Raw genomic sequence first — 26433 nt, forward strand, 5'->3', positions numbered from 1 at the left:
CGTGGTGAGGGAATACCGGTTACCCCCGCCTCGTCCCTCGCCCTCAGGATGAATGCTCTCTCGGCCGCCGGCGCTCGGAGTAAGTTCGCCTGGGCGTTCAATAATCGCTTCAGCACACGCGCGGATTTAGCTACAAATCGGCATCGTCGGTCGCCATGGCAGGAGAGAAAATGGACACCGGAGCGGACATGTCAGCCGTCAGGATCGAACCGATTACAACAGCCCATATTGACGGCTTTCACCGCGCACTCGACATAGTCGCGCGGGAGAGGAAATATCTGAGCATGCTTGAGGCATCGCCCCTGCCGCAGACGCGCGATTTCGTGATGGGGATGATCGAAAAAGGCAATCCGCAATTCGTCGCCGTCATCGCAGACGAGGTCATCGGCTGGTGCGATATCTCACGGCATTTCTTCCCCTCGCACGCCCATCGCGGCCGCCTCGGAATGGGCATCCTTCCCGCCTATCGCGGCAGGGGTCTAGGACGACGGCTCATCGAGACGACGTTGAGAACGGCAAGGGAAGCCGGTTTCGCCAGGGTCGAACTCGACGTCTACGAAGACAATAGCCGTGCGATCGCCCTTTATGAAAAGGTGGGCTTCAAGCGGGAAGGCATCATCCGGCGCGCAGCGCGGATCGACGGCCGGTTCATCGATGCGATCGGGATGGCGCTTTTGTTTTGAGGAGGGATAGGTGCTGCCGCTCCCCTTACCGGGCGAAAGCCTCGAAAGGGTTGTCGTGGGTCAGGCGCATCAGCGTCCCGTCGTCCACGCCCCGCCGTTTCAGCTCGGGCAGCAGGATCGTGGAAAGATGGGTGTACGGCTTGGGTGTCCCGCCCATCGGCAGCGCCGGATCGTACCAGCCCCGGTCATGGCTCAACAACAGACGGTCGCCGCAGCCGGCCTCCAGCGCCTTGATCACCAGCTCGGCCACCTCGTCGTCCGCGGCGCGGCCGACATGGTCATACTCGATCCAGGCGCCTCGCTCGGCAACGGCGACATTATAGGCGAAGTCCTTTTCTTCCTGCGTGTGGATCGAGATGAACCTGTCGGCCCGATAGCCTTCCGCCTCGATGACATCGAGCTGGTCCATGACGACCCGCCCCTTGATCGTATGGCTGCCGATGACGGCGTCCGTCTGCGCCGCGGCGCGCGCGGCTGCCCGCAGGATTTTCGTCTCGAGCGCCGTCATGCCGTCATCCCCGGCGCTAAGCTTGATCCAGCCTGCCTGAAACCCGGTCTCGCCGATCTCATCCGTCAGTTCGCGCAGCATCCACGCCTCCAGCTGCTTTTCCGATGCATGGCGGACCCATTCGGGAATCCAGGGCTCGCGGTAATTGCCTGTCGGAACGACGATCGGAAAATCCGTCGCAAGCGACACGGCAAGATCGATATCCGCACGGCGTCCGACGCCGCCCGTCGAGCATTCCACAAGTGCTGTCACCCCGAGCTTCTTGATCTTCTCGATTTCGGGGGCCATCAGCCGAACGACGTGTTCGGCCTCCGCTTCGGCATAACCGGGCTGATCGGGTGTCCTGAGGTCGACGAAGACGTGCTCGTGCGGCAGGATCATACCAAGTTCGGATTTGCTCTTGGGCCCGAGCGTCGTGCGCAGATGTTTCACAGTCTTCCCCCCCGGATCACGTTAGCGTTGCGTCCAGCCTCGACACTGCCGCGAAACTAGATCGTCGGGTGACGAAATCAATCGCTCACTGGCAGACAGCGGCGGAGTATTCGCAATTCAGATTCTATTCGGCACGGCCCTCGATCAGCCCTCATGCCGAGGTTCGATCCACAGGATCGCCTCGAATGACGTGCCGCGTGGCCCCCTCATCCGCCTGCCGGCACCTTCTCCCCGCCGGGGAGAAGACAGCTGCCGCGCCGGCAAATTTGCTTTTACCCACATCGACATCCGAAGGGGCGCCTCGAAGGAAAAGGGCAGGTGATGCGTGCCCGCGCCTTGCCTTCCCTTCTCCCCGCCGGGGAGAAGGTGGCCCGAAGAGTCGGATGAGGGGGCTGCACGGCACACGTCCAAAACAAGTATGAATCCAATCACTTCCCCTTCGGCCGGCGCACCGCGCGGATCTTGCCGCTGCTGCCTCCGCCGCAGAAAAAGCAGTCGGCGCCGTCGGATTCGAGGCCGGAGACGGCGGTGCCTTCGGGCATCTCCAGCCGCTCCAGCACCTCGCCGGTCTCGGGGTCGATCCGCCTGACGTCACTCTCATCCCCTTCCCAGGTGCCGTGCCAGAGCTGGCCGTCGACCCAGGTGACGCCGGTGACGACGCGGTTGGATTCGATGGTGCGCAGGATCTCGCCGGTCTCGGGATCGATCTGGTGGATCTTGCGGCCGCGATGCTGGCCGACCCAGAGCGTGCCTTCGGCCCAGGCAAGGCCGGAATCGCCGCCATTGCCGGGGGCCGGGATGGTGGTGAGGATCTGGCCGGTCTTCGGGTCGACCTTGTGAATGACGCTCTCGGCGATCTGATAGAGGAATTCGCCGTCGAAGGCCGTGCCGGCATGCGAGGCGACCTCGATGGAGCGCACCAGCGCGCCGCTGTCGGGGTCGAACGCATTCAGCCTGTCGCCCGAGGCGAACCAGACGTGCCGGCCGTCGAAGGTGACGCCGTTGACGCGGGCGGCGTCCGGGAAGGGTCCATATTCACGCAGGATCGTCGCAGCCGATTTCTTCATCTTTTTCTCCTTGTAGGTTGCCCCATACTAGTCGCTCGGCAGCGGTCCGGGGAGTAACAAGATCGTCGGGAAACCGGAGAGCGGCGGGCTCATCCAGCGGCGCGCGCGCCCGCGCCCGATCGCCTGCGCCTTGCCCTCGCCGGCAAGCGAATCCAGCGCCCGCTGCACCGTCCGCGGGCTGGCGCCAAGGGCGATCGAAAGCGCCGAACTCGACCACGCCTCGCCATCGGCGAGAAAGGCGAGCACCGCCGCATGCGGCCCTTCGACGAGGGGCGCGAGCACCGCGATCTCGCCCCCGCCATGCGGTGAAAGCGTAAAACCGCGTTTCGTCGCCGAGACCGCCGCCAGCCCGGCAAGCTCGGTGCGCAGCCGGCCGATCTCGACGCGCAGCCGGGCGCGATGCGATTCATCGGCATGTTTGCCGCGGAAGGCGCGCGCAATCAGCACTCCCCGGGAGACATCCGACGGCCAGGCTTCTGCAAGCGCCCGGGCAAGCGCGAAAAGCACCGGTCGGGACCCCAAAGGCACGACCGCACTGGGCCCGCGCACGACATGGCGGCAGGCATCGACGACGAGCGTGCGGGAAAACAGCGCCTCCACCTCGGCAAGCAGCAGCGGTCGCTCATCCCCACGCAAAATCAGCCGCGCCGCCGGGAGGTCGAGCACGCGGGCGGCGGTTTCGACCTCCGCCGTCAGCACAGGCATGCCGGCCTGCCGCGCCGCAAGCCTCGCCCGGTCGAGCGCGGCGCGCGCCGCCTCCGTCCGCAGGCGGCGAACGGCGATGCCGGCGGCGACAAGCTCATGGGCGGCCCGCAGTGGCGGCGGCAGCGGCGTCGGGTCGAGCGCGGCGAGAGACTGCTCGGCTTCATCAAGCCGGCCGATCAGCACCAGCCGGCGAATGGCGATGTTGCCGGCATGGGCTGAATTGACCCGGTCGCCATGCGCTTCCAGCACCTTGCTCGCCGCATCCAGCGCCTTCGGCGGCCAGGTGAGATCGCGCGAGACGAGTGCGATCTCGGCCTCGGCAACGACGCAGCGCGCCCGCGCCACTGCTTCCCGCGGCCCGAAGGCGCGCGCCGCATTCTTCAAAAGCGCCTTGGCGCGGACGAGATCGCCGAGCTGCGCCATCGCAATGCCGCGCAACGCCAGCGCCGGCGCATCGTCGCGCAGCGCCACCCGTTTCAGCGCGCCCAGCGCATCGCCCGATGCCAGCGCCAATGCGGCGGCCGTGATCAGCGAGTCCATTCAAATCCCGTCACACTTGTCACTCCCCCCATCCGCCCATCCGGCCGTAATCTTCTCTCGGCCGGCGGCAACCGCGCCGGATGCTACGACGATTGACAGGCAAAGGAGAAGCCCCATGACGGCACAGCTGAATGCAACACGCGAGCAATGGCTGGCGGCGAGGCTCGATCTGCTCGAGCAAGAGAAGGAACTGACGCGGCAAAGCGATGCGCTGGCGGCCAAACGCCAGCAATTGCCCCGTGTCAGGATCGACAAGCAATATCGCTTCGACACCGAAGGCGGCGATGCCTCGCTGAAGGATCTCTTCGGCGGGCGCTCGCAGCTTCTCGTCTATCACTTCATGTTCGGGCCGGATTACAGCGCCGGATGCCCATCCTGCTCGTCGATCGCCGACGGCTTCAACGGCTTCTTCGTCCATCTCCAAAACCACGACGTCGCCTTCACCGCAGTCTCGCGCGCGCCGCTCGAAAAGCTCCAGGCCTTCAAGCGGCGCATGGACTGGAGCTTTCCCTGGGCGTCTTCCGCCGGCAGCGATTTCAACGCCGATTTCAGCGTCTTGTTCACGCCCGAGCAGCAGCGCGCGGCCGGCATAGAGTATAATTACCGGCGCGAACCGGCCGCCCCCGGGCCGCTTGCGGACAAGACAATCGCAGAATCTCAGACCAGCGGCGGCGAAGGACCGGTCGGCCAGATGGCCGCCATGACCGGCACCGACATTCCCACCTACACCCGCGACCGGCCTGGAGTCAGCGCTTTCGAACTCATCGACGGCGCCGTCTACCACAGCTATTCCACCTATGCGCGCGGGCTCGACGGCCTGTGGGGCATGTTCCAATGGCTCGACCGCGCCCCCAAGGGCCGCAACGAAACCGGCATCTGGTGGCGCCACCACGACCGCTACGGCACGGAGTGACGGTGATGGCCCTCTCCCTCCACAGCGTGAAAGGAGGCGGCGATCCGGCCGCCTCGGCTGGCCTGGCGATCCCGGATGGCAGTGCCGCTCTCAACGCCGCCGAATGGCTGTCCCTCGCCGCCGCAGCGGACGGATCAGCGGGCTGGCGAGGCAAACCCGCCCGCTACGCCGCAGCCGATTGGCTCTCGCTCGCCGCCGCCCCGACCTTCGCCGTCATGGCGCTGCTGACGGCCGCGACCGGTAGTCCTGATATGATCTGCATGTCCACACCGGATGCCTTTCCTCTCGGCGGAATGGTGCCGATGTACCTGCTGATGAGCGGCTTTCACCTGGCTCCGTGGCTGAGGCTCGTTTCAGCTTGGCAGGGCGGAGCACCCCCCTCTGCCCTGCCGGGCATCTCCCCCACAAGGGGGGAGATCGGCAAGTAGCCCGAACTCCACCCTGATCTACCGTTTCGCCCGACTGCGACGCCAGTTGTTTGGGGAGACCATCGCACCCATCCGATCTCTCCCCTTGTGGGGGAGATGCCCGGCAGGGCAGAGGGGGGTGCCACACGCACCGTACAAGAATCCAGAACTGCGTACTATGCAGCCGTGCTACCGCCTACCAAAACTGGTGCCGGCCGCGCAAAGCCAGTCGCCGACGCGGCGGCGTTCTCAGTGTAGCGGCGCCATTCACAGGCACGCAATCGCGGTGGGCGCATGTCCGTTCGAAAGCAGGAACTCGACGGATTCCGTAGTCCAGCCCTTCTGCTTCAGCCATTCCACGAGCTTTTCGCTGGTGGGGAAGACCGGGCTCACAGGGGAGCCTTCGCTGACATTTTCATAAAGCTGGAAGGCGGTCTTGGAAGCGCTGTCCATGTAGTAAAGCGGCTCATGGTGTCCCCCGACCACGAGTTCACCCTCCTCTTCCGGGTGATGCCAATCAACGGGAACGCGGACTATCTCGACTCCCAAAGCTCAATCTCCTGATATCTGCTGCGACCTGAAATGCCTCCGGGGAAGCATCGGTATTTTGGCGTTGGGCGCAAGTTCCGTTTGCACCTGACATACGCGGCTGGCGGCGTCCCCATTGGAAATCCCCTCACCTCAGCCGCGCCTCGATATAGGCCTTGAGCGCGGCCGGCTGGTCGGTCTGGATGACGCTGACGCCAGCCGCCATCATCCGGCCCCAGACTGCATCGGGATCGGCAAGGGCCGCGCAGTCGGTCAGGCCGCCGGAGGAGACCTGATCGAGCGTATTGACCCAGAGCGAGATCCCGGCCTCGCGAAGGCGCTGATGCAGCCCGGCCAGCGTCTCCAGCCGATCGAACTTGGCTTCGCACATGAAAGGCCGGATCGAGAGGATCGCCTCGGCTGTCTGATCGGCGCTTTCCTCATGGAAGGTGGCCAGCCCGATGAAGGGGATGCCGTCGATCCCGCGCTGCCCGGCAAGCCAGGCGAGCGCCTCCGGCGTGCCGGCGGGCGCCTTGAGGTCGACCTGGTCGACCATGCCCATTTCCTTGATCTTGGCCGCGACGATCTCCATCATCTCCAGGTGCTTGATATCAAGATCGACGAAGATACGGCCGCGCGCGGTTTCGAGCAGCTGTTCCAGCGTCGGAACGGTCTCGGTCGTAAACGGCTGGTTCGGACCGCCATCGGCCATGCGCAGCCTCAGGCTGGTGATTTCGGCGATCGTCATTTCCTCGGGAATGAGGTCGAGGCCCGCCATGCGCTCCAGCGTATCGTCATGCAGGATGAACAGCACACCGTCGGCGCTGCGGCGGATATCCACTTCGACGATGTCGTAGCCGGCGGCAATCGCCTTTTCGATCGCCGCAAGGCTGTTCTCGGGAGCCTCATGCCAGGCGCCGCGATGGGCGACGATGGCGCAAGGACGCGACGGATCGGCAATATGATCGATATATTTCATGGGAAGTTCCTTCAATTTGCGCCGGAGCATGATGCCGAAAGCGTTGAGCGGCTTTCGAGCCACATAGCGCTACAACCATTTGATTAAACTCACGGATTCTGAGTTAGGCCGACAGAGCTGATATCCGGATCCATGAGCGCCTGGTCCGCCGCCCGCCCGATCGAGGAGATACAGGCGGGAGGCCGGGAATGTGAGAGCTGGCTAGGTCCGTCGCCGGCAGGTAATGAAAAAGTCATTACACACAACGTGTAGAAATTTGGTGACTGGCGTAACACGCTCGTGGCGACATAGTGCCGCTGCCGGGCTGCAGGAACGGAAACGCCGAAAGCGGCGGCTTGCTGTTGAGATTGGGTATGTGATCGGCGCGAGCGGAAACCGACTCGCGCTCAATTGCTTAAGGGGATTGCCTCTCTTTTCGCTTGAGGAGAGCTCGGGCCGAGCGATCGCGGCTGATTCTATAAAAGGCGTGCCGTGTGGTACCCCCCTCTGCCCTGCCGGGCATCTCCCCCACAGGTGGGGAGATCGGCCGGACGCAACGGTTTCCCCAAACAATTGGCCTTGCAGCTCGACGACACGGTAGAGAGACCGGAAGGTCTAGCCACTTGCCGATCTCGCTCTTTGTGGGGGAGATCGGCAAGTGGTTAGGGGGTATCAAGTGCGCGAACGCACGAAGGAAGACGCAACCGCCGCAAGCCAGCGCCCGCCGGTTCCGATTGTCATCCGCGCCCAAACTGTGCCATGACCCGTTGACCACAAGCGCAACAGACCAAGGTGCGGCATCAGCATGAAGAAGATCGGTTTTCTCTCGTTCGGGCATTGGACGCCCTCGCCCCAGTCGCAGACGCGCTCGGCGGGTGATGCGCTGCTGCAGTCGATCGACCTTGCGGTGGCGGCCGAGGAGCTCGGTGCCGATGGCGCCTATTTCCGCGTCCACCATTTCGCCCGCCAGCTCGCAGCACCCTTCCCGCTGCTGTCAGCCGTCGGCGCCAGGACCAGCCGGATCGAGATCGGCACCGCGGTCATCGACATGCGTTACGAGAACCCGCTCTACATGGCCGAGGATGCGGGTGCGGCCGACCTCATCGCCGGAGGGCGGCTGCAGCTTGGCATCAGCCGCGGCTCGCCCGAGCAGGTGATCGACGGCTGGCGCCATTTCGGCTATGGCCCGCCGGAAGGCGAGAGCGATGCCGACATGGCGAGGCGCCACGCCGAAGTCTTCCTCGAAGTGCTGCGCGGCGAAGGCTTCGCCAAGCCGAACCCACGGCCGATGTTTCCGAACCCGCCGGGCCTGCTGCGTCTCGAGCCGCATTCGGAAGGCCTGCGCGAGCGCATCTGGTGGGGCGCAAGCTCCAACGCCACCGCCGTCTGGGCCGCCAAGCTCGGCATGAACCTGCAGAGCTCGACGCTGAAGGACGACGAGACGGGCGAGCCCTTCCACGTCCAGCAGGCCGCCCAGATCCGCGCCTATCGCGAGGCCTGGAAGGCGGCCGGCCATACGCGCCAGCCGCGTGTCTCGGTCAGCCGCAGCATCTTCGCGCTGGTCGATGAGCGCGACCGCGCCTATTTCGGCTATGGCGGCGAAGAAGGCGACAAGATCGGATTCATCGACGAAAAGACCCGCGCGATCTTCGGCCGCAGCTACGCCGCCGAACCCGACGTGCTGATCAAGCAGCTCGCCGAGGACGAGGCGATCGCCGAGGCCGACACGCTGCTGCTCACCGTGCCCAACCAGCTCGGCGTTGAGTATAACGCCCATGTCATCGAAGCCATCCTGACCCACGTCGCGCCGGCGCTCGGCTGGCGTTGAGGGTTGCGTTGACGGCTTGATTGACGAGCGGGCTTTGGGCGTGGGCATCGTCTTGTCAGGGCGACCAAGAGCGGACGTGCCGTGTGGCACCCCCCTCTGGCCTGCCGGCCATCTCCCCCACAAGGGTGGAGATCGGCAAGAGGCTTGACCATCGCTCGCTCTCTAACGGCAGCGACAACCACGACGCCTAATTGTTTGGGGAAGCCAGTACGCCCAGCCAATCTCCCCACCTGTGGGGGAGATGGCCGGCAGGCCAGAGGGGGTGCCGCACGGCATGCCGCCAACATTCGGCGTCCCCTCCCTGATCGCCTCGACGCGCGTCCACAGCCCAAACCTTGAACCATTGCATGGCTGACCGAGTTATGGCCGTAGAACCGCTCGAGTTGCCTCATGCCGCGCACCAACCTGAACGATATCCTGATCTTCATGGCCGTCGTCGATGCCGGAAGCTTTATTGCCGGTGGGCAGGCCATGGGGTTGTCGCGTTCGGCGGCGGGAAAGGCGGTCATCCGCCTGGAAGACCGGCTGGGCGCGCGCCTGCTCAACCGCACGACGAGGACGCTGAGCCTGACCGACGAAGGACGCCTGTTTTATGAGCGCGGGCTGCATATCCTCGCCTCGGTCGACGAGGCCGAAGCAAGTGTTGCGGGGCGCAGCGGCACGCCGCGCGGCGTCCTCCGGCTCACCGTCCCCCGCGCCTTCGGGCGGCTCGTGGTGTTGCCGCTGCTCGAAAAATATCTTCGCGCCTGGCCCGATCTCCAGGCCGAGGTGAGCTTCACCGATCGCCTGGCCGATATCGTCGAGGAAGGCTTTGATCTGGAGATCCGGATCGGCACGAACGCATCTGCGTCGGATGAAGGGTTGGCCTCGCGCGTCATCGCCGCCTACAAGACGCGGCTTTGCGCCTCGCCTTCCTACCTCGCCGAGCGCGGCGAGCCGCGCGATATCGATGATCTCGCCGACCACGACTGCCTGTTTTTTATGTGCCGCAATCAACGGCAGGGCTGGCGCTTTCGCGGCAAAGGCGGGACCTGGATCAAGGCGCCGGGGGTAAGCCGCCTGCGGCTCGACAGCGGCGAGGCCATCCGCGATGCGGCGCTGGCGGGATTGGGCATCGCTCTCCTGCCCGACTTCTTCATTGCCGCCGATCTCGCCGCCGGCCGCCTGCGTCAGGTCCTGCCGGACCCTGAGACCGACGAGGCAAAGATCGTGATCCTCTATCCCGACAAACGCCTTATCGAACCGCGCGTGCGCGGCTTTATCGATCTGATCGTCGAAGAACTGGGGCATAAAGCGTGAGGCTCGGCCTTCAGGCGAGCGCCTTTTCGAAGCCGCGGAAACTCTTTAGCGCCAGCGGCGCAAGTGTTGCGCAGAGATAGGCAAGCCCGGTCACGAACAGCGCTGCGGCAAGGCCGATGCCGCTGATCAAAGCGCCGCCGACGAGGCCGCCGAAGGGAATGAGGGCGAAGCAGAGGGCGGCGTTCATCGCCGTGACGCGGCCGGTCAGCGGCTTCGGGATGCGCTCGAAAATCACCGCCGACAGGATGGGGTTGAGGAAACCCGAGGCAAATCCTGCGACGGCGAGCGTCGCAAAGACGGAGCCGAGCGGCGCATCGAGTGCAAGCACCAGAAAGCGCGGAAATCCGGTCAGCAGGAAGGCCACCGTATAGACCATCAGGCGCGGCATGCGCTCGCCGATGACAGCCGCAATCGCAGCCCCTGCGATCGAGGCGCCGGTGAAGGCGGCCAGCATGGCGCCGAGCAGCTCCGGGCCGTGGCCGGTCTCCCGCGTCCAGACCGGCAGCAGCACCGCCCCATAGGCCTGGTCCATGAGATTGGTGATAGCCACCATGGCGACGATGCTGACGAGCACCGCATCGCCGCGCAGAAAGCGCCAGCCTTCCCGGAGATCGTCGAGATAGGAAGACACCATGCCCGGACGTCCGCCTGATGTGGCGGCTCGCTCGGCGGTGCGCCTGATGCCGGGGATGCCGGCCGCAACGATCAGGGCGGCGGCGGCAAAGGTGGCGGCATTGACGAGGAGCGCCTGGCCCGGGCCGATCAACCCGATCAACGCGCCGGCGCCCGCCGCACCCGCCGTCGAGGCCAGCCGCTCGATTGCGCCGGCGACGCCGGTCACCCGCTCGAGCGGCACGTCGGCGAGTGCTGCGATATCGGGAACCATCGCCTGCTTGGCGGCATCGGATGGGCCGCGCAGCACGCCCATGGCAAAGACGACAGGCAGCAGCATCGGCACGCTCAACAGACCGAAGAGATCGAGAAGCGGCACCAGCCCCACGACAGCGACGGAGGCCAGGTCGCAGGTTATGGCGATGCGCTTGGCGCCGACCTGGTCGATCAGCGGCCCGCCGAGCGCCTTGGCGATCACATAGGGCAGCATTTCCATCATCGCCGTCAGCCCCGTCAGCACAGGACTGGCGGTCGCGCTCAGCACCAGCCAGGGAATGGCGATGGTCGAAAGCCGCGTGCCGGAAAGCGACAGCGTCTCGGCGGCGGCAAGTGCCAGGAACGGCCCGCCCCGCCTCACGGCTCCTCCTCCCCCTCGCGATGCGGCAGGCGGCCCGGATAGGGAAAGGCGTGCAGCATGACCGAGAAGGGAACCATGCCGGGCTTCCGAGACGCCGCCTCGCCGAGCTGCGGCGCTGCCCGCATCGCTTCCAGGATGATGTCGGTCAGCCGCCGGGTCAGGGCCTCGGCCTGTTCTGCCGTCATCGGGATGATGATGTCGTTCGCCGTGCTCGCCTTGCGCCATTCGGCCGGCAGTTCGGCATATTCCTCCGCCGCCTGCTGCATCTGGCCGACCTGCAGGGAGAGTACCGCCTGGTTGAAGGCGATGTCGAGATCGAGCGCCTCCCCCTCGATCTCGCTCGCCGGCACTGACGTCAGTTCGTGGCTTGCGCGCCACCAGCGGTCGCGCCGCGAGACATGCGGCGCCTCCTCGATGAAACCATATTGGGCAAGCTGGCGCAGATGATAGCTCGTGGCTCCGCTGTTCAAGCCGAGGCGCACGGCCAGCTGCGTCGCCGTAGCCGGGCCATCCACCCGGAGCATGCCGAGCATGCGCAGCCGCACCGGATGCGCCAGCGCCTTCAGCGCGGCCGGATCGGGAACGACCCGGCTGAGGGTACGGGCATCTGTGGCGGGCTGTGGGCGCGGCTTTTTCATGAGCCGAGAGTATAGTTTGCAAAGAAAACTTTGCAAACATTTCTTTGCAAATTATACATACATCAGGAGATGCGAGCGCGACGCGAGGTCGCCCGCCGATGAGAGAAGCTCCGCCCCCTCGCCTCATAGCCCGGACTGAAAGCCTGCAACGCAGGGATAGGCGACACCAGGCTGATCGCCGCGCCCCGCACCTGGGGCGTCACGCTAATCTTCCGGCAAGGCGAAGACGGCGCAGGATTCGGCGATGCCGCGCAAGGCGTGCTCGCCAAGCGGCGTGAGGGCTGATCCAGTGTTCGCCGCCACCGCGCCCGAGATCAGCACGCTGCGGCCAAGCGGCTTGCAAAGCCCTTCCAGGCGACTGACGAGATTGACAGCCGGACCGATGGCGGTGAAGTCAAGCCGGTCGGCCGCGCCGATATTGCCCCAGAGGATCTCGCCGAAATGCAGTGCGGCGCCGAAGGGCAGCGGCGCCAGCCCCTGCGCCCGGCGCAGCTGGTCGAGATGGGCCATGCCGGCGCGGCAGGCGGCGACCGCCCTCAGCGCCGCCTCGCAAGCATTGCGATCGCCCCCGGCCTCTTCGCCGGAGGCGCCCGCGACGGGAAAGATCGCGAGCACGCCGTCGCCCATGAATTTTAGCACCTCGCCCCCGAAGGCATGCACGGCGCCGGCGACACGGTCGAAATAGGCGTCGAGCGCTGCAATCATCGCATACGGCTCGGTCACTTCGGAAAGGGCGGTGAAATCTCTGAGATCAGCGCAGAGAAGGGCGGCGCGGATGATTTCGCCTGTGCCGCGCGCAAGCGCGCCGGCCTGCACCCGGGCAGCGCTGCGCCGGCCGAGATAGGCTTCGAGCAGGGCCGCCCGCGCCTCGCGCGCCGCAAGGGCAGCAAGCGGTGCTGCGGCAAAACGCGCGACCTCGCGCAGCCGGGCCGCATCACCAGGAGCAAAAGCCCCTGCCCCGTCGGCAAGGCCTGCCCAGCCGAGGATGGGGTCGTCCGGAGAAGGCCCGATCCTTTCTTCCCAGACCGGCCCGAGCCCGGCCAGCCACTCACGCCCGGCCCCGACGGGCGGTGCCGCGGCGAAGGCCAGCGCCTCGATGACGGTCCCGCTCTCCGCCCGCCACAGCCATGTGCGCCGCGCAATGATCGGATGCGGCACCGAAAGCGTCAGCGCGCCGCCGGCGAGCGGCAAGCCATCGGCCAGCAGCCGACGCCCGAGTTCGGCGAGAAACCGTTCGGGACCGGGCGAAGCGGCGGCCTCGTCAATCAACCAGGCAAGAGAGGAAGGCAGATCCATGCCCTAGCATTGCACTCGGTCCGAGCCTCGGCAACCCCGGTGCGTCCGCAAGCGGACGCAGCGCTTCCTCTTGGCTCTTGCGCCCGCGGCCATCCCCCGCAACCCCTGTCAACCCCACCGCCAAACAACCCTGTGGAAAACCATTCAGCGCGGTGGAAAACAAAGAAAAAAACACTTTAAACTTGCGCGGATTTGATTCCATTATGCGCCGTTCGTCATCGTATGATTGAGGGGTTGCGATGGGCACGACGTACTGGCCGAAAGATCCGCTTGACGGAAACGACATAACGCTGCTGACGTCGATCCTTCGGCGATGGTGCACGCGCTACGGGATCGAATTCACCGCCGAAGAGAGCAAGCGGAAAGCGAAGGAACTCGTCGAATGGTTCGAGTTCGGCGTCAAGGATCCGGTCGAGCTCGAAGAGCTGATCGACGGCAAGCATTGGCTCGTCACTCCGATCTGAGCCCAAGCGTCCGCGCATGAAAAGAGGCCGGGCGAAGATCGCGCCGGCCTCCATCGTTTTGGTTCCGGGGTTTTGGTTCTGGGCGGGGTATCAATCCCAGTTACGATCGCGATCCCAGCGGCGATCGCCATACCAGCGACGGTCGTCATTCCAGCGACGATCCCGATCCCAGCGGCGTTCGTGGCGCCAGCGCGGACCATCCCAGCCCCAGCGCGGCGGACCGCCATAAAAAGCCATCGGCGGGCGTTGCCAGTTGCGGCGGCATTCGCCCCACGGCGTCAGGTGCCAGCCGCGACCGCAGGCGTAGTCGGCCTTGACGATATTGCTCTGAACGTTGATTGACCCCATCGGCATGGCCTCAGCTGTGCCGATCGAGAGGCTGCCAGCGAGCAAGGCAGCCGCGATAGAAAGTGCCTTCATAACGAACTCCATTCAATCCAGCCGTACCCACCTTAGGGATGCCAAATTGAACTGGGGATGAATTGCGCGTTCATGTTTGCCGGGGAAAAAGGCGCGTTTGCGGACGGCCGGGCAGTGCGCCGGACGGCCATTTTTTCCGCAATGTCAGGCGGTTGCGGGCCGTGGCGAGGCCCGCGCAAAACCGTTCATTTCCTGCCGCTAAAGACATCCGGACCCGGATCGCGCCCGGCGGCGACCTCGGTCAGCCGCCCGAGATAATGCACCCAGCCTTCCGTATGGCCGGCGCATTGCTCCGCACTCGGCAGGCCGCTATGGGTGAGCCGCAGGAGCGTCCCGTCGGGCTGCTCGATCAGGTCGATCTCGACCAGGCTCGAGCCCGGCGGCACCACCTCGCTGCCGTCCCAGCCGAAGCTGTAGGCCAGGCGATGAACCGGCACCACCTCGCGAAACGAACCGCGCGCGAAGCGGGCGCCTGTCACGTTGACGAGATAGAGCCCGCCCGGCTCAGGCTCGATCTGCGCCTCCGTTCCCATCCAGCGCAGGATCTTCTCCGGATCGGTCATCAGTGCAAACACCGCAGCCGGGGGTGCTGCTATATGCGCCTCGCGGCGCACGATGAATGGGTCTGGCATCACATTCTCCCATGATTGCTGTCCTGCCCTATGACGCGGCACGAGATGCTTTTTCGACATGGATGTCCTCAGCAGAAGCATTTAGGCGGAAGAGCGCGCTCAACAAGGGCGTTGGAGCACACATCCATCAGCCGATAGCGCACCCGCCTCGTCCTTCGAGGCCACTGCGGGGCGCCTCAGGAGAGGCTCTCTTGGGGTCGCAACCCCGCCTCCATCCCGAAACCATCTTCCCCTATTGCCAGCCCGCCGCCTTGACCCTATTGTCGCGCCGTTCTCAGGGCGGGGTGAAAGTCCCTACCGGCGGTATGCAGTTTCGATTGCGAGCCCGCGAGCGCCTTCCTCGGAAGGGTCAGCAGATCAGGTGAGATGCCTGAGCCGACGGTCATAGTCCGGATGAAAGAGAACGTGCGTTGCCGCTGCCCTTTCGGGCTGGCGGCGGACGCTCGTGATCGCCTTGGGTGACGTGTCTGTACGCCAAAGGAGATTACCATGACACCCACCCGTTATGCCTTCATCAAAGCCGGCTGGCACGCCGATATCGTCGATCGTGCGCTTGAAGGCTTTCAACAGCTCATTCCCGCCGAGCAGATCGACGTGTTCGATGTTCCAGGCGCTTTCGAAATGCCGCTCTTGTCGCGCGATCTTGCCGCGAGCGGGCGTTATGGCGCCGTCATCGCCGCCGCCTTCGTCGTCGACGGCGGAATCTATCGCCATGACTTCGTGGCCCAGGCCGTCGTCGACGGGCTGATGCGCGCCGGAATGGATACCGGCGTGCCGGTGCTGTCGGTCTCGCTGACGCCGCATCACTATCAGGAAACCGAGCACCATCAACAGATCTACCGCGCTCACTTCGTCGAAAAGGGCCGCGAGGCCGCGCGCGCCGCTCTGATGATCGGCAAGACGCGCGCCGCTCTTGCGGCGTAGAGACCCGCGCAACAGGCGGCGGGATCGGCCCGCCGTCTTCTCCCTACCGACAGAAGAATTGATTCGACGCCCTCGCCGCGCTGTGGTCCACTCGACCCCGACATGTATCGCCATTCTTAATGCGTCCAAACCTCAAGGGAGCTGAAGATGAGCAATGCAATGCGCAGTGAAACCCCCACCCTATCCACGAGAACACGACCGGTCGACACCAAGCTCGAAGTGGTCGTCATCCCCGTTTCGGACGTCGACCGCGCGAAACGCTTTTACGACGGCCTCGGCTGGCGGCTTGACGCCGACTTCGCCAATGATGCCGATTTCCGGGTGATCCAGTTCACCCCGCCCGGCTCCGGCTGCGCGATCATCTTCGGCAAAAATATCACCGCCGCCGCCCCCGGCTCCGCCCAGGGCCTTTACCTCGTCGTCTCGGACATCGAGGCCGCCCGCCGCGATCTCATCGCCCGCGGCGTCGAGGTGAGCGACGTCTTCCACGACGCAGCAGGCGTCTATGCCGGCAAGGATGAACCCTATCTGTTCGGACGCCTCAGAATCGCCGGCCGCGATCCCGACCACCGCAGCTACCGCTCCTTCGCCTCGTTCAAGGATCCCGATGGCAACGGCTGGCTGTTCCAGGAGGTCACCACGCGGCTGCCGGGCCGCATCGACGCCGACGAGACGGCCTTCTCGACATCAAGCGACCTCGCCGCCGCGCTGCGCCGCGCCGCCACCGCCCACGGCGAACACGAGAAACGAAACGGCGGCAAACACGACGAGAACTGGCCGGACTGGTACGCCGAATACATGGTCAGCGAACGGGCGGGCCGGGAGTTGCCGTTGTAGGTGGCGGCAGAGGCCGTAAGCCCCCGCTTCGCCCTTCGAGGCCCTCGCAGGCGCCCAGGGCGAAGCTCTATTGGATGCCGCGCGTCTCTTCTTTACCGGCATGCCGTGTGGCACCCCCTCTGGCCTGCCGGCCATCTCCCCCACAAGGGTGGAGATCGACAGGAGGCTTGACCACGCCCCCTGTCGAACGGCAGCGGCAATCACAATGCTCGGCTGTTTGGGGAAGCCGTCACGCCCAGCCGATCTCCCTCCTTGTGGGGGAGATGTCCGGCAGGACAGAGGGGGGTGCCACACGACATGTCCTCTCATCCCAAATCGCGCCGGCAAGCCACCACCCCTCACCGCTCGAAAAAGTCCCGCCACTGTTTCTCGCCAAACAGACAGTCGGCCGCGGGCGCATCCCCCGCAATCTCACGCACCGTCACCGGCGGCCAAAGGCCGCTGATTTCGAGCACCAGCTTGCGGCGTACGGCGACGGCGAAATCCTCGATCTTGTGGACCGGCAGCACAAAGGCGCCGGGGCCGCCGATGACGCAATCGGCGTAATATTTGTCGAGACCCTCGGGCGCATCGGAAGGCCGCAGCATGATGGCGAGGCCGTTAATGACCATGCCCGCTTCCACCGCCCTGTCACGGGCCAGCATCACCGGATTGCCCGAGTTGTTCGGGCCGTCGCCGGAAACGTCGATCACCTCCCGCCTGGCCTGAAAGGGACTGGCGATGATCATGCTGGCGCCCTGGGCGATGGCGGTGGAGATCGAGGTGCGCCGCTGCGTGGCGATCGGCCGGGCTTCGAGTTTGTCGGCAAAGGCGATCGCATCGGCTTCCGTCTCGATCACCTGCCAGTCGATCACCGAATCCTGGACGACATAGCCCGCCCATTCGAAATAGCTGATGGCGATGCGGCCGGTGAGTCCACCCTTGACCGCATCGATGAATTCCTTGTGCTTGAGCGCCTCGACATAACCCTGGCGCTGGATGCCGATCTCCTCGAAATCCATCGACCGCGAGGTGTCGACGGCAAGCACCAGCGCCACATCGACCTCGCTTCTCCCGATCTCCGCGATCGGGGCGACGCCGGAAAGACCCATCAGCACCGCAAGTGTCGTCAGCATCGGCAAATCCCCGCGCCATTCACAAGCCGGCAAATTTTACCACAGCTTGATCGGGGCAGGACGCGCCGCCACGCGCTGGGCTTCAATTTTCGGTGATGGATTGGCCGGGCGAGCTGCCTTGAGCCGCGCCCTCCGCGCGAGGCTCTCTTGTCGCGCCGATCCCGCAACCCTCAACGCAAAGGCAGCCACAAAGGGCTTTTCCATGCCTTTAGCGCTTCGAGGAAGACCTGCAGGCGCAAGGGCAGGAAGCGGCGGGTCGGGTAGACGGCGTGCACGAAGATTTCCGGCGACGACCAGTCGGGCAGCAGGCGGATGAGCTCGCCTCGCTTGATCTCTTCGTCGCAATAGGTCGAAGGTAGGAGCCCGATGCCGTGGCCGCGATAGGTAAAGGCGCTGACCGCATCGAAATCGCGGCTCGATACCGGCCCGGACACGCGCACGTCAATCGATTTGCGGCCGCTGACCAGATGCCAGTCCGCCTCGCCGTTGCGGCCGTTCAACAGCACGCATCGATGCTCCTTCAGATCCTCGGGCTTTGACGGAAGCGCCCTGCCCTCGAGATAGCCTGATGTCGCAACCAGATAGCGAACGCTCTTGCCGAGCCGCTGCGCGACGATCGAGGAATCCTTGAGTTCGCCGAAACGGATGGCGAGATCGATATTCTCCGCGACCAGATCGAGGAACAGGTTGGTGACGAAGAGATCGACCTGGATATCGGGATAGGCCTTCAGGAAGGACGAGATGAATTCATAGAAGACCTCCTGCCCGAAGGTGACGGGCACGGAGATCTTCAAGAGCCCTTCCGGCTTCCTCTGTGTTTCCGTCAGCGCCTGCTCGGCGTCGATCAGATGGGCGAGCGGTTCGCTGCACCTGTCGTAGTAGGCCCGCCCCTGCGCGGTGAGGCTGAGCTTGCGGGTCGTCCGCTGCAAGAGCGTGACGCCGAGCTGCTCTTCGAGCGACGTCACCTTCCGGCTGACGGTGGAAACAGGCATGCCCAGCGAATGGGCCGCACGGCTGAAGCTGCCATATTGCGCCACCTTCACGAAAACGGCGATGTCGTTCAAATCGGCCATGACCGTCACTTTTGCACTGATGCAAAAGAGAATCCAGATATTTCCACCTAATCGGGGAATGAAGATTTCGCCATATTCACCTTGCGAAAACGAACAACAAGCCGATGGCGGCGCGATCGCGGCGGCCCCATCTCGAGCGACCGGCCCCAAGAGGCTCGCAGTTGCCCGAACCAGATCATGGAGTTCAACATGACTACGCAAAAGACTGTCATCGTTACGGGCGCCTCCCAGGGTATCGGCGCAGGCCTCGTCAACGCCTTCATCGCGCGCGGCTACAATGTCGTCGCCACCTCGCGCCAGGTCAGCGCCTCGGATGCCTTCGAGGCCTCCGATCGGCTCGCCCTCGTCGACGGCGACATCGGTGATGCCGAAACCGCGGCGCGGATTGCCAAAACGGCGATCGACCGCTTCGGCTCGATCGACGCGCTCGTCAACAATGCCGGCATTTTCCTGGCCAAGCCGTTTGTCGATTTCACGATGACGGACTTCGAGACGTTGTCCTCGACCAATCTCGAAGGCTTCATCCATCTGACCCAGCTGGTCGTCAGGCAGATGCTCGCGCAGAAGTCAGGCGGCAGCGTCGTCAGCATCACCACGCCATTGACCGATCATCCGATCGCCGGCTTCCCGGCTTCGGTGTCGATGATGACGAAGGGCGGCATCAACGCCATCTCCAAGAACTTGGCGATGGAATATGCGAACGAGAAAATTCGCTTCAATATCGTCGCTCCCGGTGTGGTGGACACACCGCTGCACAAGGACAATCCGAAGGATTTCCTGAGCACGCTGTCGCCGATGGCGGGCATTTCCAATGCCGACGAAATCGCCGATGCGGTCCTCTTCCTGACGGAAGCTCCGCGTGTTACCGGGGAGGTGCTGCACGTCGACGGCGGCGCACATCTGGGCAGATGGTAAACCATCAAAAAGCGCAGGCAGCCGGCGCGGAACGGCGGCTGCAGGAGCTCGGCATCACGCTACCCCCGCCGCCGACACCCTTCGGGGCCTATGTCGAGGCGGTCAGATCAGGCAATCTGATCTTCTTCAGCGGCATGCTGCCGGTCGTCGGCCATGAGCCCCGCTATATCGGCCGCGTCGGCGGCACGCTGACAGCGGAAGACGGCAGGAAGGCCGCCGAAACGGCAACGCTGAGCGCCCTTGCCGCGGCCAAAGAGTACCTCGGTTCGCTGGACAGGGTCGTGAAGGTCGTCAAGCTCGGCGTCTATATCGCCACCGAAGGCGATTTCCGCGGCCACCCCAAGGTCGCCGACGGAGCATCGGAAATGCTGCTTGAGGTTTTCGGCGAGGAAAAACTCTCCGGCCGCGTCGTCCTCGGCGTCGCCAGCCTGCCCCTCGGCATGCCGGTCGAAATCGAACTCGTTATCGAGGTCGAGGATTGAATGAGCGGGGCGCGCGTCTCAGCGCGCGCCCCGCATTCTTGCCTTCGCTTGCGCTCGGCCGATCTGCGGCTTGCCGCTCACCCCGCCATCAACAGCATCACATACGCAATGACGCTCACCATCAACCCGCGAAACGCAAAGGTGACGCAGCGGTATTTGTTGCGGGCGATCGTCGAGAGGATGTTGGCGTTTTCGAGATACTGGTCGAAAAGGTAGCGCTCGTCGCGCCTTAGCGCCGCGTCGAAGAACAGGTCGCGATGATCGGGCCAGGCGCCCCAGAAGAGCGAGGTCGAGGCGCCCATACGCCGCGGCAGGACGACGAGGATCGCCGAGAGGATGGAAAAGACCGAGGCTGCGGCAAGCAGGCCGGAAAACAGCATGCTCCCCGGAGCGCCCGCGAGATAGCGCGTGGGGCTGAAGACCGCCCTCACCTCGCTGGAGCTCACCAAAAAGGCGAGCATAAAAGTAAAGATATAGGCGGCCTTCTGATCGGATATCTTGATCTGATCGTAGAATATGTCGTTGATTTTCTTGATGTGGTCGAAATACTCGACGCCGATATCGCCGCTCGAAGGCTCGCTCAGCATAACATCAGTTGCATTTTCGAAATCGCTCACATGAATACTCCACCCCAGAAGTGTTTCCCTGATAGTACACTTTGAAACGAAATCAAGAACACGTGTGCACAGCGCTTGACTTTTTCACTCTACATGGACAAAGGGGATGTGGGGTTAGGGGTGAGATCATGCGGGGTTATTCCAATAACATCGGCCGCGCCGGCATGGCGTTGGCGCTTGCTTTGCCTTGTTTCGCGTCGTCGGCGATGGCCGATCCCGTGCAGCGCGCAACGCCGGTTGCCGGCTCCGTCATCGCCCGCAAGGCTGGCGAGGAGGTCCGCTTCATCGACGTGTCCGACTGGCGCGTCGTCGACCTGCACCAGGATCTTTTGACCGGTGACGTGCTGCGCACCAATGCCAACGGCCAGCTCGCCATCGTCTTTTCCGACCACACTCAGGTCCGGCTCGGCCGCAATTCCTCGCTGCAGGTCAAGAAGATGGCCGCGAGCGGCGATACGGTGCTCGAGCTTCAGGCCGGCACCATCTGGGCGCGCGCCGAACGCGGCGGCCAGGGCCTGACGGTCGAAACGCCGGCCGCCGCAGCCGCCATCCGCGGCACCGACTGGACGATGACCGTCAAGGGCGCCCAAACTTCGATGATCGTGCTCGAAGGCCGCGTGGCACTCAGCAACCCGCAGGGCAGTGTCGAGGTGAACCAGGGCGAAGGGGCCGTTGCCACCATCGGCCAGGCGCCGCACAAGCTCATCGACGTCAATCCTGACGACCGCGAACAGATGCTCTTCTATCTGGACCTGCGCGACGGCTTCGGCCTGATGCCGACCTCGCCGCTCAGGGCAGACCGCATGGCGACCGAACGCCGCCGTCTCCTGGCCCTGCCGCCCGCTCGCCGCACGACCGAAGACTGGCTGGAACTCGCCGAAGTGCAAAGCGCCTTCGACGGTCGCCAGACAGCGGCCGCAACATTGCAGAATATCCGTGGCCGCAAGCTGACGGTGGCCCAGCAGGCCCGCGTCGACCTGCTCGACGCCACCATCGCCGGTTCGGAAAAGCGCTATGGAGATGCTGCGAAGCTTTTCCAGAAGGCGCTGCCGCATCTCGACCCGACACGCCGCAACATGGCGCAATATGGGGGCTATTTCGCCCGGTCGCTCGCCGATCCCACTCATGCCGAACAGCCGCCCGCCACAGCGACAGGCCCCTATGGCGCGATCATGCAGGCCTATACGACGGGCTTCCTGGAAAACCCGCGCGCAGCGCTCGACATCATCAAGAAGGCGGAACAGCGCTATCCCGATGATGCGACCCTGCCGGCGATCCGCGCCCAGTTGGCCCAGCTCATCGACGACCGCGAGCAGATGAAGGAAGCGATCGAACGCTCGCTGGCGCTCGACCCGGATCATCCGATGGCGCTCTCCGCCCGCGCCGGTTACAAGGCGGTCTATGAAAGCGACATCAACGGCGCGCTTGCCGATCTGAACCGCGCTATCGAGCTTGCCCCCGGCGCATCCGGCACTCTGAATTCACTCGGCCTGCTGCAGAATTCGCGCGACGCCAACGGCGAGGCGGAAGAAGCCTTCCTCAAGGCGATCGCGCTCGATCCGCAAGATCCGGTAGCGCATGCCAATCTCGCCATCCTCTACCTCGATCAGGCGCGCATGAAGGATGCCAAGCGCGAGATCGACACGGCCATCGCACTCGACCCCTCCTTCGATATCGCCCTGCTTGCGCGCGGCCGCTACTACCTGCAGATCGGCGAGCGCGACAAGGCGCTGGAAGATCTGCTCGCCGCCAGCACCGCCAACCCGGCCCATTCGCAATCACAGCTGATGCTCGCCGCCGCCCATTATGAGAAGGGCGACCGCATCCCCTCCGAGCAGGCGCTCGACAATGCCGACCGGCTGGACAGCAACGATCCGGTGATCTCAGCCTTCCGCACGGCTGTCGACATCGACGACTACGATGCCGATGGCGCGATCCGCAACGCACAGGAATATCTGCGCCGCTCGCGCGCCCGCGGCGGCGATTACAGCTCGCTCGGCGCCAATGCGACCGCCGGCTCGACGCTCAACGACGCCTTCCGCCTTCAGGGTCTGGATGCCTGGGGCCGCTACTACGGCGACGCGGTTTTCGATCCCTTCGAAGGCAGCGGTTACATCGACCAGTCGATCAAAGGCAGCATCTTTCCTTTCGTGAATGCGACGAGCTTCAGCGATGACAATGTCATTCAGAACCGTGGCAACGCGTCGAGCTACTCGTCCTTCATCCAGGGCCTGCTGCTCTCGCCGCACATGCTGTCTGGCCGTTCGCGCTCGGCATCGCTGTTCGATGTGCCCTTCATCGAAGGCTCGCTCGGCGGCGGCATCAACAGCGTCGACGGCCACACACGCCGCATCGGCGAGGCCGAAATCCAGGGCTATTCGAATTCAACCATCCCGATCAGCTTCTTTGGTAACCTGAACTGGGAGGAAATTGCCCTTGACGGCGACTACCGCGACTTCGGCGGTTTCTCCAACAACAACAAGATCCTCGGCGGCAACGGCTATTTGACCGCAACGCTGACCCCTGACGATCGCGTCGTAAGTTTCATCAATTATGGCAAGACTTACGGGCCGCTGAACGCGCTGACGACCAGCACCGCTTTGACCGATCGCCTCAATGATGAGCTCTTCATACCGTTGTTGGGCTTTCCTCTGCCGACAATGGACCTACCGCTCTATCGCAACAGATATGACGAGGTGGAAAGAACCAATGCGGGATTAGGCTGGAGCCATACTTTCGCATACAGGAATGTGCTCAATACCGCACTTCTCTATTCCGACACCAAGGTGAAGACGAACTACGATTTCACCTTCGATGCAGCGGATTTTACCGGCGCCCCCGCGCCGGATTTGTTTCCCTATGCTGAAAGAAGCCAGGAAACCACCTCGAGGACTTATATTGCCGCGATCAGTCACAGCATCGGCGATGACGCGCTGACTTGGCGATATGGCATCGAGGGCGGCTGGAGCGACACGAACAGCAAGTCTCTTCAGCATCTCGATGTGCTCGTACCGGGCTTTGTCGATGAAGCCACCTTCGGCCCATTCGAAGCAAGCAGCCGCGTCAACATCGCCCGCGCCTATATCGACGTGCTGCACGAGATCACGCCCGACCTGAAGGGCGAATATGCGCTGTTCGGCACGCGCATGGAAGGCGATGGCGTCGATGTCAGCCGGTTCGAACCGCGCTTCGGCCTTGCCTGGTCGCCTGTCCAGAATCATTGGCTGCGTGCCGCCTTCATGCGCCAGAGTACCGACACAGGCGTCCCTACCCTTGCTCCGATCGGCATCCTCGGCCTTCAGCCGAACCAGTTTACCGTCGGAACCGAAGGTTACGCCGACACGGCGGCCTTCGAATGGGATGCCGAATGGACCGATCGCCTCTTCACCTCGGTCGAGTACCAGCATCAGGAACTGCATGATTTCTCGATCGATCTGCCGCTTATCGCACTGCCGGCGGTCGACAGCCTGCCGCTGTCGCGCGGCAGCATCGACCGCGCCGCCGTGACCGGCAACGTCGCCCTCGGCTATGGCTTCGGCCTTTCCGCCACCTATGCCTATATGGATTCCGAGAACAAGGATCCGCTGGAGCCGAATTTCGGCGGCAATCTCCCCTATATCCCGAAAAACTCGGGCCAGATCGCGCTGACCTGGGTCAACGAGGCGAAGGTGAAGGCGACGGTCGCGGCCAATTACATCGGCGAGCGCGATGGCGACGATCTCGGCACCAAGCTCGACGACTACTGGAGCCTCGACGCCCACCTGGTCTGGGAGCCCTTCGACAAGCGCATCGAACTCGAAGCCGCTGCCTATAACCTGCTCGACCAGGACTTCGAGATCACGCCCGGCGTGCCCGGCTGGGGCCGCGCCTTCAAGGGCACGCTCAAAGTCCGCTTCTGATGCGCGCTGAGGACAACCCAGGGCAGGCCGGGCTGAACAGCGACCAGGCTGGCAGCCGCCGTCTGAGGCTGCTGGTGCTGTCGCTCAGCGTTCTGGTCGCCATCTCGTTCCTGTCGCGCCTGCCCGCCTGGTCGCTGCTGGAACTCAAAAGCTTCGACTATCTCTCGACCGTCGACGATCCCCGCCCGCCGCCGGACGGGCCTGTCATCGTGGCGATCGACGAGCCTTCGCTTGCCGATATCAACGCGCAATGGCCCTGGCCGCGCAGCCTGCACGCCGAGCTCATCACCCAACTGCGCGCCGCCGGCGCTCGCGTCATCGGCCTCGACATCATCATGGCCGAGCCCTCGAACCCCGGCAATGACGCGGCGATCGCCAAAGCCGTCGGTCCCGATATCGTGCTTGCGGGTGACGAAACGCTCATCGAGACGCCGCAGGCCTCGCAGCTGATCCGCGCCACACCGCTGCCGCAGCTGACCGAAGCGGGCGCGGTAACCGGCATCGCCTCGATCGATCTCAGCGGCGATGCCATTTTCCGGCGCATTCCTGGCTACGAGGACGGCTTTGCCGCCATGCTGGCGAAGGCATCGGGAGCGGCACACGCATCCTTGCCGGCCGGCCAGCTGATCCAATCCTTCGGCCCGGCCCGCAGCTATCCCACCGTTTCCTACTACCAGGCGCTCGACCCGAAGAGCCTGCTGCCGCCTGACTATTTCAAGGATCGCGTCGTGCTGGTCGGCCTTAGCCTGCAGAATGCGCCTGAAATCGACAAGGGCGGCGTCGACGCCTTCGCGACGCCCTACACGGTTCACACCGGCAAACTCGTCTCCGGCGTCGAGGTCCAGGCGACGATCTACGACAATATCCGCCGTGGCCTGTCGATCGCCGAAGCGCGCCTGCCCACGGTCGCCGCCTGCATCCTGATATCGGTGCTGCTCGCCGCCGCCACCGTCTGGCGCTCGACCGGATGGCTGACCATCGTCACCAGTGCGGCCGCCATCCTCGCTTTTGCGGCCGTCAGCTTTGCCGGCATCCGGCTTACCCATGTTTTCGTCTCGCCACTCGGACCTGTTGTCGCCTATATCTCGGTCGCCTTCGGCCAGGCCGCCTTCGATTATGCCGAGGAGCGCCGCAATAAGCGCCAGATCACCCGCGCCTTCGCCCAATATATCTCGCCCGATCTGGTCCGCCGCCTGTCGAACGATCCGTCGCAGCTGAAGCTCGGCGGCGAGCGGCGCACGCTTTCGGTGCTGTTCTCGGACGTACGCGGCTTCACCACGATCGCCGAAACGATGAAGGACGATCCGGAGCAACTGACCGGCCTGATCAACCGGCTGCTGACGCCGCTTTCCGACGTGGTGATGGATCACGGCGGCACGATCGACAAATATATGGGCGACTGCATCATGGCCTTCTGGAATGCGCCGCTCGACGATCCCGACCACGCGCTTCACGCCGTGCGCGCCTCGCTCGCCATGCAGGCGGCGATATCGCGGCTGAACAGCCAGCTGGAGCGGGAAGCGGCCGCGCGCGGCGGCAAACCGCACGTCTTGAAGATGGGCGTCGGCATCAACACCGGCGAATGCATCGTCGGCAACATGGGCTCGACCCGCCGCTTCGATTATTCCTGCCTCGGCGACAGCGTCAACCTCGCCTCCCGCCTTGAAGGCGCCTCGAAGAATTACGGCGTGGCCCTCCTGCTCGGCGAGGAAACCGCGAAGCTGGTCAACGACACCTACATCGTCGTCGAACTCGACCGCATCATCGTCAAAGGCCGCACCGTCCCCTCGCCCGTCTTCACCGTCGTGCACAAGGCCGACGCCGGAGCGCTGGCTGCGCATGAGGCGTTTATCGAGGCGAAATATGCGGGGACGCTGGCGCCATCCGACCCGGTCTTTGACGGGCTGGCCGCCGATATTCCAGAGCTTTCCGCCTATTACGCCGCCGTGCGGGATGCGCTGGTGGGCGATAGTGGGGAGTGATCGCGCAGCGACAGTTCTGCGC

The 26433-nt window shown here is 64.3% G+C and carries 25 protein-coding genes and 1 riboswitch; of the genes, 12 read left to right on the plus strand and 13 right to left on the minus strand.

Annotated elements, in window-relative coordinates; translation table 11 throughout:
- The first annotated feature begins 170 nt into the window (after window positions 1–170).
- A complete protein-coding gene (locus NE852_RS13910; protein ID WP_008533706.1) occupies window positions 171–683 on the plus strand; it encodes a GNAT family N-acetyltransferase in 513 nt (170 codons plus the stop codon).
- Window positions 684–708: 25 nt separating this feature from the next.
- Here NE852_RS13910 and NE852_RS13915 read toward each other — a convergent pair whose 3' ends face one another.
- From NE852_RS13915 to NE852_RS13925, 3 genes are all read right to left on the minus strand, one after another.
- Window positions 709–1623: a phosphotriesterase gene (locus tag NE852_RS13915; RefSeq protein WP_008533704.1), complete on the minus strand. Its 915-nt coding sequence runs from the start codon at window positions 1621–1623 to the stop codon at window positions 709–711.
- Between the two features lie 428 nt (window positions 1624–2051).
- Window positions 2052–2690, minus strand: a complete 639-nt coding sequence (locus tag NE852_RS13920) for a DUF5074 domain-containing protein (RefSeq protein ID WP_037174669.1) — start codon at window positions 2688–2690, stop codon at window positions 2052–2054.
- Window positions 2691–2717: 27 nt separating this feature from the next.
- Window positions 2718–3935 carry a helix-turn-helix domain-containing protein gene (locus NE852_RS13925; protein ID WP_258155704.1) on the minus strand — a complete coding sequence of 406 codons (1218 nt, stop codon included), beginning with the start codon at window positions 3933–3935 and terminating at the stop codon, window positions 2718–2720.
- 115 nt (window positions 3936–4050) lie between these two features.
- Between NE852_RS13925 and NE852_RS13930 the strand changes: the two genes are divergently transcribed.
- Window positions 4051–4848, plus strand: a complete 798-nt coding sequence (locus tag NE852_RS13930) for a thioredoxin family protein (RefSeq protein WP_258155706.1) — start codon at window positions 4051–4053, stop codon at window positions 4846–4848.
- Between the two features lie 5 nt (window positions 4849–4853).
- On the plus strand, window positions 4854–5276 hold the full coding sequence (locus NE852_RS13935) for a hypothetical protein (protein WP_258155707.1): 423 nt from the start codon (window positions 4854–4856) through the stop codon (window positions 5274–5276).
- A gap of 246 nt (window positions 5277–5522) precedes the next feature.
- Here NE852_RS13935 and NE852_RS13940 read toward each other — a convergent pair whose 3' ends face one another.
- The gene (locus NE852_RS13940) at window positions 5523–5804 is read right to left on the minus strand and encodes a hypothetical protein (protein ID WP_008533696.1); all 282 of its coding nucleotides are present in this window, start codon (window positions 5802–5804) and stop codon (window positions 5523–5525) included.
- A gap of 127 nt (window positions 5805–5931) precedes the next feature.
- On the minus strand, window positions 5932–6762 hold the full coding sequence (locus NE852_RS13945; RefSeq protein ID WP_037174666.1) for a glycerophosphodiester phosphodiesterase family protein: 831 nt from the start codon (window positions 6760–6762) through the stop codon (window positions 5932–5934).
- Window positions 6763–7546: 784 nt separating this feature from the next.
- Here NE852_RS13945 and NE852_RS13950 point away from each other — a divergent pair.
- Both NE852_RS13950 and NE852_RS13955 read left to right on the plus strand, forming a co-directional pair.
- Entirely contained in the window at window positions 7547–8569 is a 1023-nt protein-coding gene (locus NE852_RS13950; protein ID WP_008533691.1) for an LLM class flavin-dependent oxidoreductase, read from the plus strand.
- A gap of 390 nt (window positions 8570–8959) precedes the next feature.
- Window positions 8960–9868 (plus strand): LysR family transcriptional regulator, encoded by a 909-nt coding sequence (locus NE852_RS13955; RefSeq protein ID WP_008533690.1) that lies wholly within the window; start codon window positions 8960–8962, stop codon window positions 9866–9868.
- Window positions 9869–9878: 10 nt separating this feature from the next.
- Here NE852_RS13955 and NE852_RS13960 read toward each other — a convergent pair whose 3' ends face one another.
- The 3 genes from NE852_RS13960 to NE852_RS13970 form a co-directional block, all read right to left on the minus strand.
- Window positions 9879–11117, minus strand: coding sequence for an MFS transporter (locus tag NE852_RS13960; RefSeq protein ID WP_258155709.1), 1239 nt, complete (start codon window positions 11115–11117; stop codon window positions 9879–9881).
- The gene (locus NE852_RS13965) at window positions 11114–11755 is read right to left on the minus strand and encodes a helix-turn-helix transcriptional regulator (protein ID WP_008536678.1); all 642 of its coding nucleotides are present in this window, start codon (window positions 11753–11755) and stop codon (window positions 11114–11116) included. Before NE852_RS13965 ends, NE852_RS13960 begins: the two co-directional genes overlap by 4 nt.
- Before the next feature lie 204 nt (window positions 11756–11959).
- Complete coding sequence (locus tag NE852_RS13970; RefSeq protein ID WP_258155710.1) at window positions 11960–13051, minus strand: adenylate/guanylate cyclase domain-containing protein; 1092 nt, start codon at window positions 13049–13051, stop codon at window positions 11960–11962.
- A gap of 239 nt (window positions 13052–13290) precedes the next feature.
- Between NE852_RS13970 and NE852_RS13975 the strand changes: the two genes are divergently transcribed.
- Window positions 13291–13515 (plus strand): hypothetical protein, encoded by a 225-nt coding sequence (locus tag NE852_RS13975; protein WP_008533685.1) that lies wholly within the window; start codon window positions 13291–13293, stop codon window positions 13513–13515.
- Between the two features lie 90 nt (window positions 13516–13605).
- Here NE852_RS13975 and NE852_RS13980 read toward each other — a convergent pair whose 3' ends face one another.
- Window positions 13606–13935, minus strand: coding sequence for a GCG_CRPN prefix-to-repeats domain-containing protein (locus tag NE852_RS13980; protein ID WP_008533684.1), 330 nt, complete (start codon window positions 13933–13935; stop codon window positions 13606–13608).
- Between the two features lie 185 nt (window positions 13936–14120).
- Window positions 14121–14567: an SRPBCC domain-containing protein gene (locus tag NE852_RS13985; RefSeq protein ID WP_008533683.1), complete on the minus strand. Its 447-nt coding sequence runs from the start codon at window positions 14565–14567 to the stop codon at window positions 14121–14123.
- A 266-nt stretch (window positions 14568–14833) separates the two neighbouring features.
- Window positions 14834–14976, plus strand: a riboswitch (FMN riboswitch).
- A gap of 80 nt (window positions 14977–15056) precedes the next feature.
- Here NE852_RS13985 and NE852_RS13990 point away from each other — a divergent pair.
- Window positions 15057–15491, plus strand: a complete 435-nt coding sequence (locus NE852_RS13990) for a 6,7-dimethyl-8-ribityllumazine synthase (RefSeq protein ID WP_258155711.1) — start codon at window positions 15057–15059, stop codon at window positions 15489–15491.
- A 147-nt stretch (window positions 15492–15638) separates the two neighbouring features.
- Complete coding sequence (locus tag NE852_RS13995; RefSeq protein ID WP_008533679.1) at window positions 15639–16328, plus strand: VOC family protein; 690 nt, start codon at window positions 15639–15641, stop codon at window positions 16326–16328.
- A gap of 338 nt (window positions 16329–16666) precedes the next feature.
- Here the strand turns inward: NE852_RS13995 and NE852_RS14000 are convergent, their stop codons facing one another.
- Both NE852_RS14000 and NE852_RS14005 read right to left on the minus strand, forming a co-directional pair.
- Window positions 16667–17443, minus strand: coding sequence for a DUF1194 domain-containing protein (locus tag NE852_RS14000; RefSeq protein WP_008533678.1), 777 nt, complete (start codon window positions 17441–17443; stop codon window positions 16667–16669).
- 170 nt (window positions 17444–17613) lie between these two features.
- Window positions 17614–18516 (minus strand): LysR family transcriptional regulator, encoded by a 903-nt coding sequence (locus tag NE852_RS14005; protein WP_008533676.1) that lies wholly within the window; start codon window positions 18514–18516, stop codon window positions 17614–17616.
- Between the two features lie 189 nt (window positions 18517–18705).
- Between NE852_RS14005 and NE852_RS14010 the strand changes: the two genes are divergently transcribed.
- Together NE852_RS14010 and NE852_RS14015 are read left to right on the plus strand one after the other, a co-directional pair.
- Window positions 18706–19431, plus strand: coding sequence for an SDR family NAD(P)-dependent oxidoreductase (locus tag NE852_RS14010; RefSeq protein ID WP_008533675.1), 726 nt, complete (start codon window positions 18706–18708; stop codon window positions 19429–19431).
- A complete protein-coding gene (locus NE852_RS14015; RefSeq protein WP_008533674.1) occupies window positions 19425–19913 on the plus strand; it encodes a RidA family protein in 489 nt (162 codons plus the stop codon). The genes NE852_RS14010 and NE852_RS14015 overlap by 7 nt, the downstream gene beginning before the upstream one ends.
- 77 nt (window positions 19914–19990) lie before the next feature.
- On the opposite strand, the gene NE852_RS14020 is transcribed toward NE852_RS14015, so the two are convergent.
- Window positions 19991–20530, minus strand: a complete 540-nt coding sequence (locus NE852_RS14020; RefSeq protein WP_258155712.1) for a Pycsar system effector family protein — start codon at window positions 20528–20530, stop codon at window positions 19991–19993.
- Between the two features lie 128 nt (window positions 20531–20658).
- On the opposite strand from NE852_RS14020, the gene NE852_RS14025 reads away from it, so the two are divergent.
- Window positions 20659–24429 carry a FecR domain-containing protein gene (locus NE852_RS14025; protein WP_008533667.1) on the plus strand — a complete coding sequence of 1257 codons (3771 nt, stop codon included), beginning with the start codon at window positions 20659–20661 and terminating at the stop codon, window positions 24427–24429.
- Complete coding sequence (locus tag NE852_RS14030) at window positions 24429–26411, plus strand: CHASE2 domain-containing protein (protein WP_258155714.1); 1983 nt, start codon at window positions 24429–24431, stop codon at window positions 26409–26411. Before NE852_RS14025 ends, NE852_RS14030 begins: the two co-directional genes overlap by 1 nt.
- The last annotated feature ends 22 nt before the right edge of the window (window positions 26412–26433 follow it).

The organism is Rhizobium sp. Pop5 (assembly GCF_024721175.1).
GTDB lineage: Bacteria > Pseudomonadota > Alphaproteobacteria > Rhizobiales > Rhizobiaceae > Rhizobium.

Bases quoted from the DNA above. Each gene is read 5' to 3' on its own strand.
- NE852_RS13955 (WP_008533690.1), top strand. From the start codon at position 8,960: ATGCCGCGCACCAACCTGAACGATATCCTGATCTTCATGGCCGTCGTC.
- NE852_RS13990 (WP_258155711.1), top strand. From the start codon at position 15,057: ATGACACCCACCCGTTATGCCTTCATCAAAGCCGGCTGGCACGCCGAT.
- NE852_RS14010 (WP_008533675.1), top strand. From the start codon at position 18,706: ATGACTACGCAAAAGACTGTCATCGTTACGGGCGCCTCCCAGGGTATC.
- NE852_RS13920 (WP_037174669.1), bottom strand. From the start codon at position 2,690: ATGAAGAAATCGGCTGCGACGATCCTGCGTGAATATGGACCCTTCCCG.
- NE852_RS14030 (WP_258155714.1), top strand. From the start codon at position 24,429: ATGCGCGCTGAGGACAACCCAGGGCAGGCCGGGCTGAACAGCGACCAG.
- NE852_RS14015 (WP_008533674.1), top strand. From the start codon at position 19,425: ATGGTAAACCATCAAAAAGCGCAGGCAGCCGGCGCGGAACGGCGGCTG.
- NE852_RS13945 (WP_037174666.1), bottom strand. From the start codon at position 6,762: ATGAAATATATCGATCATATTGCCGATCCGTCGCGTCCTTGCGCCATC.
- NE852_RS13995 (WP_008533679.1), top strand. From the start codon at position 15,639: ATGAGCAATGCAATGCGCAGTGAAACCCCCACCCTATCCACGAGAACA.
- NE852_RS14000 (WP_008533678.1), bottom strand. From the start codon at position 17,443: ATGCTGACGACACTTGCGGTGCTGATGGGTCTTTCCGGCGTCGCCCCG.
- NE852_RS13985 (WP_008533683.1), bottom strand. From the start codon at position 14,567: ATGCCAGACCCATTCATCGTGCGCCGCGAGGCGCATATAGCAGCACCC.
- NE852_RS13935 (WP_258155707.1), top strand. From the start codon at position 4,854: ATGGCCCTCTCCCTCCACAGCGTGAAAGGAGGCGGCGATCCGGCCGCC.
- NE852_RS13965 (WP_008536678.1), bottom strand. From the start codon at position 11,755: ATGAAAAAGCCGCGCCCACAGCCCGCCACAGATGCCCGTACCCTCAGC.
- NE852_RS14025 (WP_008533667.1), top strand. From the start codon at position 20,659: ATGCGGGGTTATTCCAATAACATCGGCCGCGCCGGCATGGCGTTGGCG.
- NE852_RS13930 (WP_258155706.1), top strand. From the start codon at position 4,051: ATGACGGCACAGCTGAATGCAACACGCGAGCAATGGCTGGCGGCGAGG.
- NE852_RS13980 (WP_008533684.1), bottom strand. From the start codon at position 13,935: ATGAAGGCACTTTCTATCGCGGCTGCCTTGCTCGCTGGCAGCCTCTCG.
- NE852_RS13970 (WP_258155710.1), bottom strand. From the start codon at position 13,051: ATGGATCTGCCTTCCTCTCTTGCCTGGTTGATTGACGAGGCCGCCGCT.
- NE852_RS13925 (WP_258155704.1), bottom strand. From the start codon at position 3,935: ATGGACTCGCTGATCACGGCCGCCGCATTGGCGCTGGCATCGGGCGAT.
- NE852_RS13910 (WP_008533706.1), top strand. From the start codon at position 171: ATGGACACCGGAGCGGACATGTCAGCCGTCAGGATCGAACCGATTACA.
- NE852_RS13950 (WP_008533691.1), top strand. From the start codon at position 7,547: ATGAAGAAGATCGGTTTTCTCTCGTTCGGGCATTGGACGCCCTCGCCC.
- NE852_RS14005 (WP_008533676.1), bottom strand. From the start codon at position 18,516: ATGGCCGATTTGAACGACATCGCCGTTTTCGTGAAGGTGGCGCAATAT.
- NE852_RS13975 (WP_008533685.1), top strand. From the start codon at position 13,291: ATGGGCACGACGTACTGGCCGAAAGATCCGCTTGACGGAAACGACATA.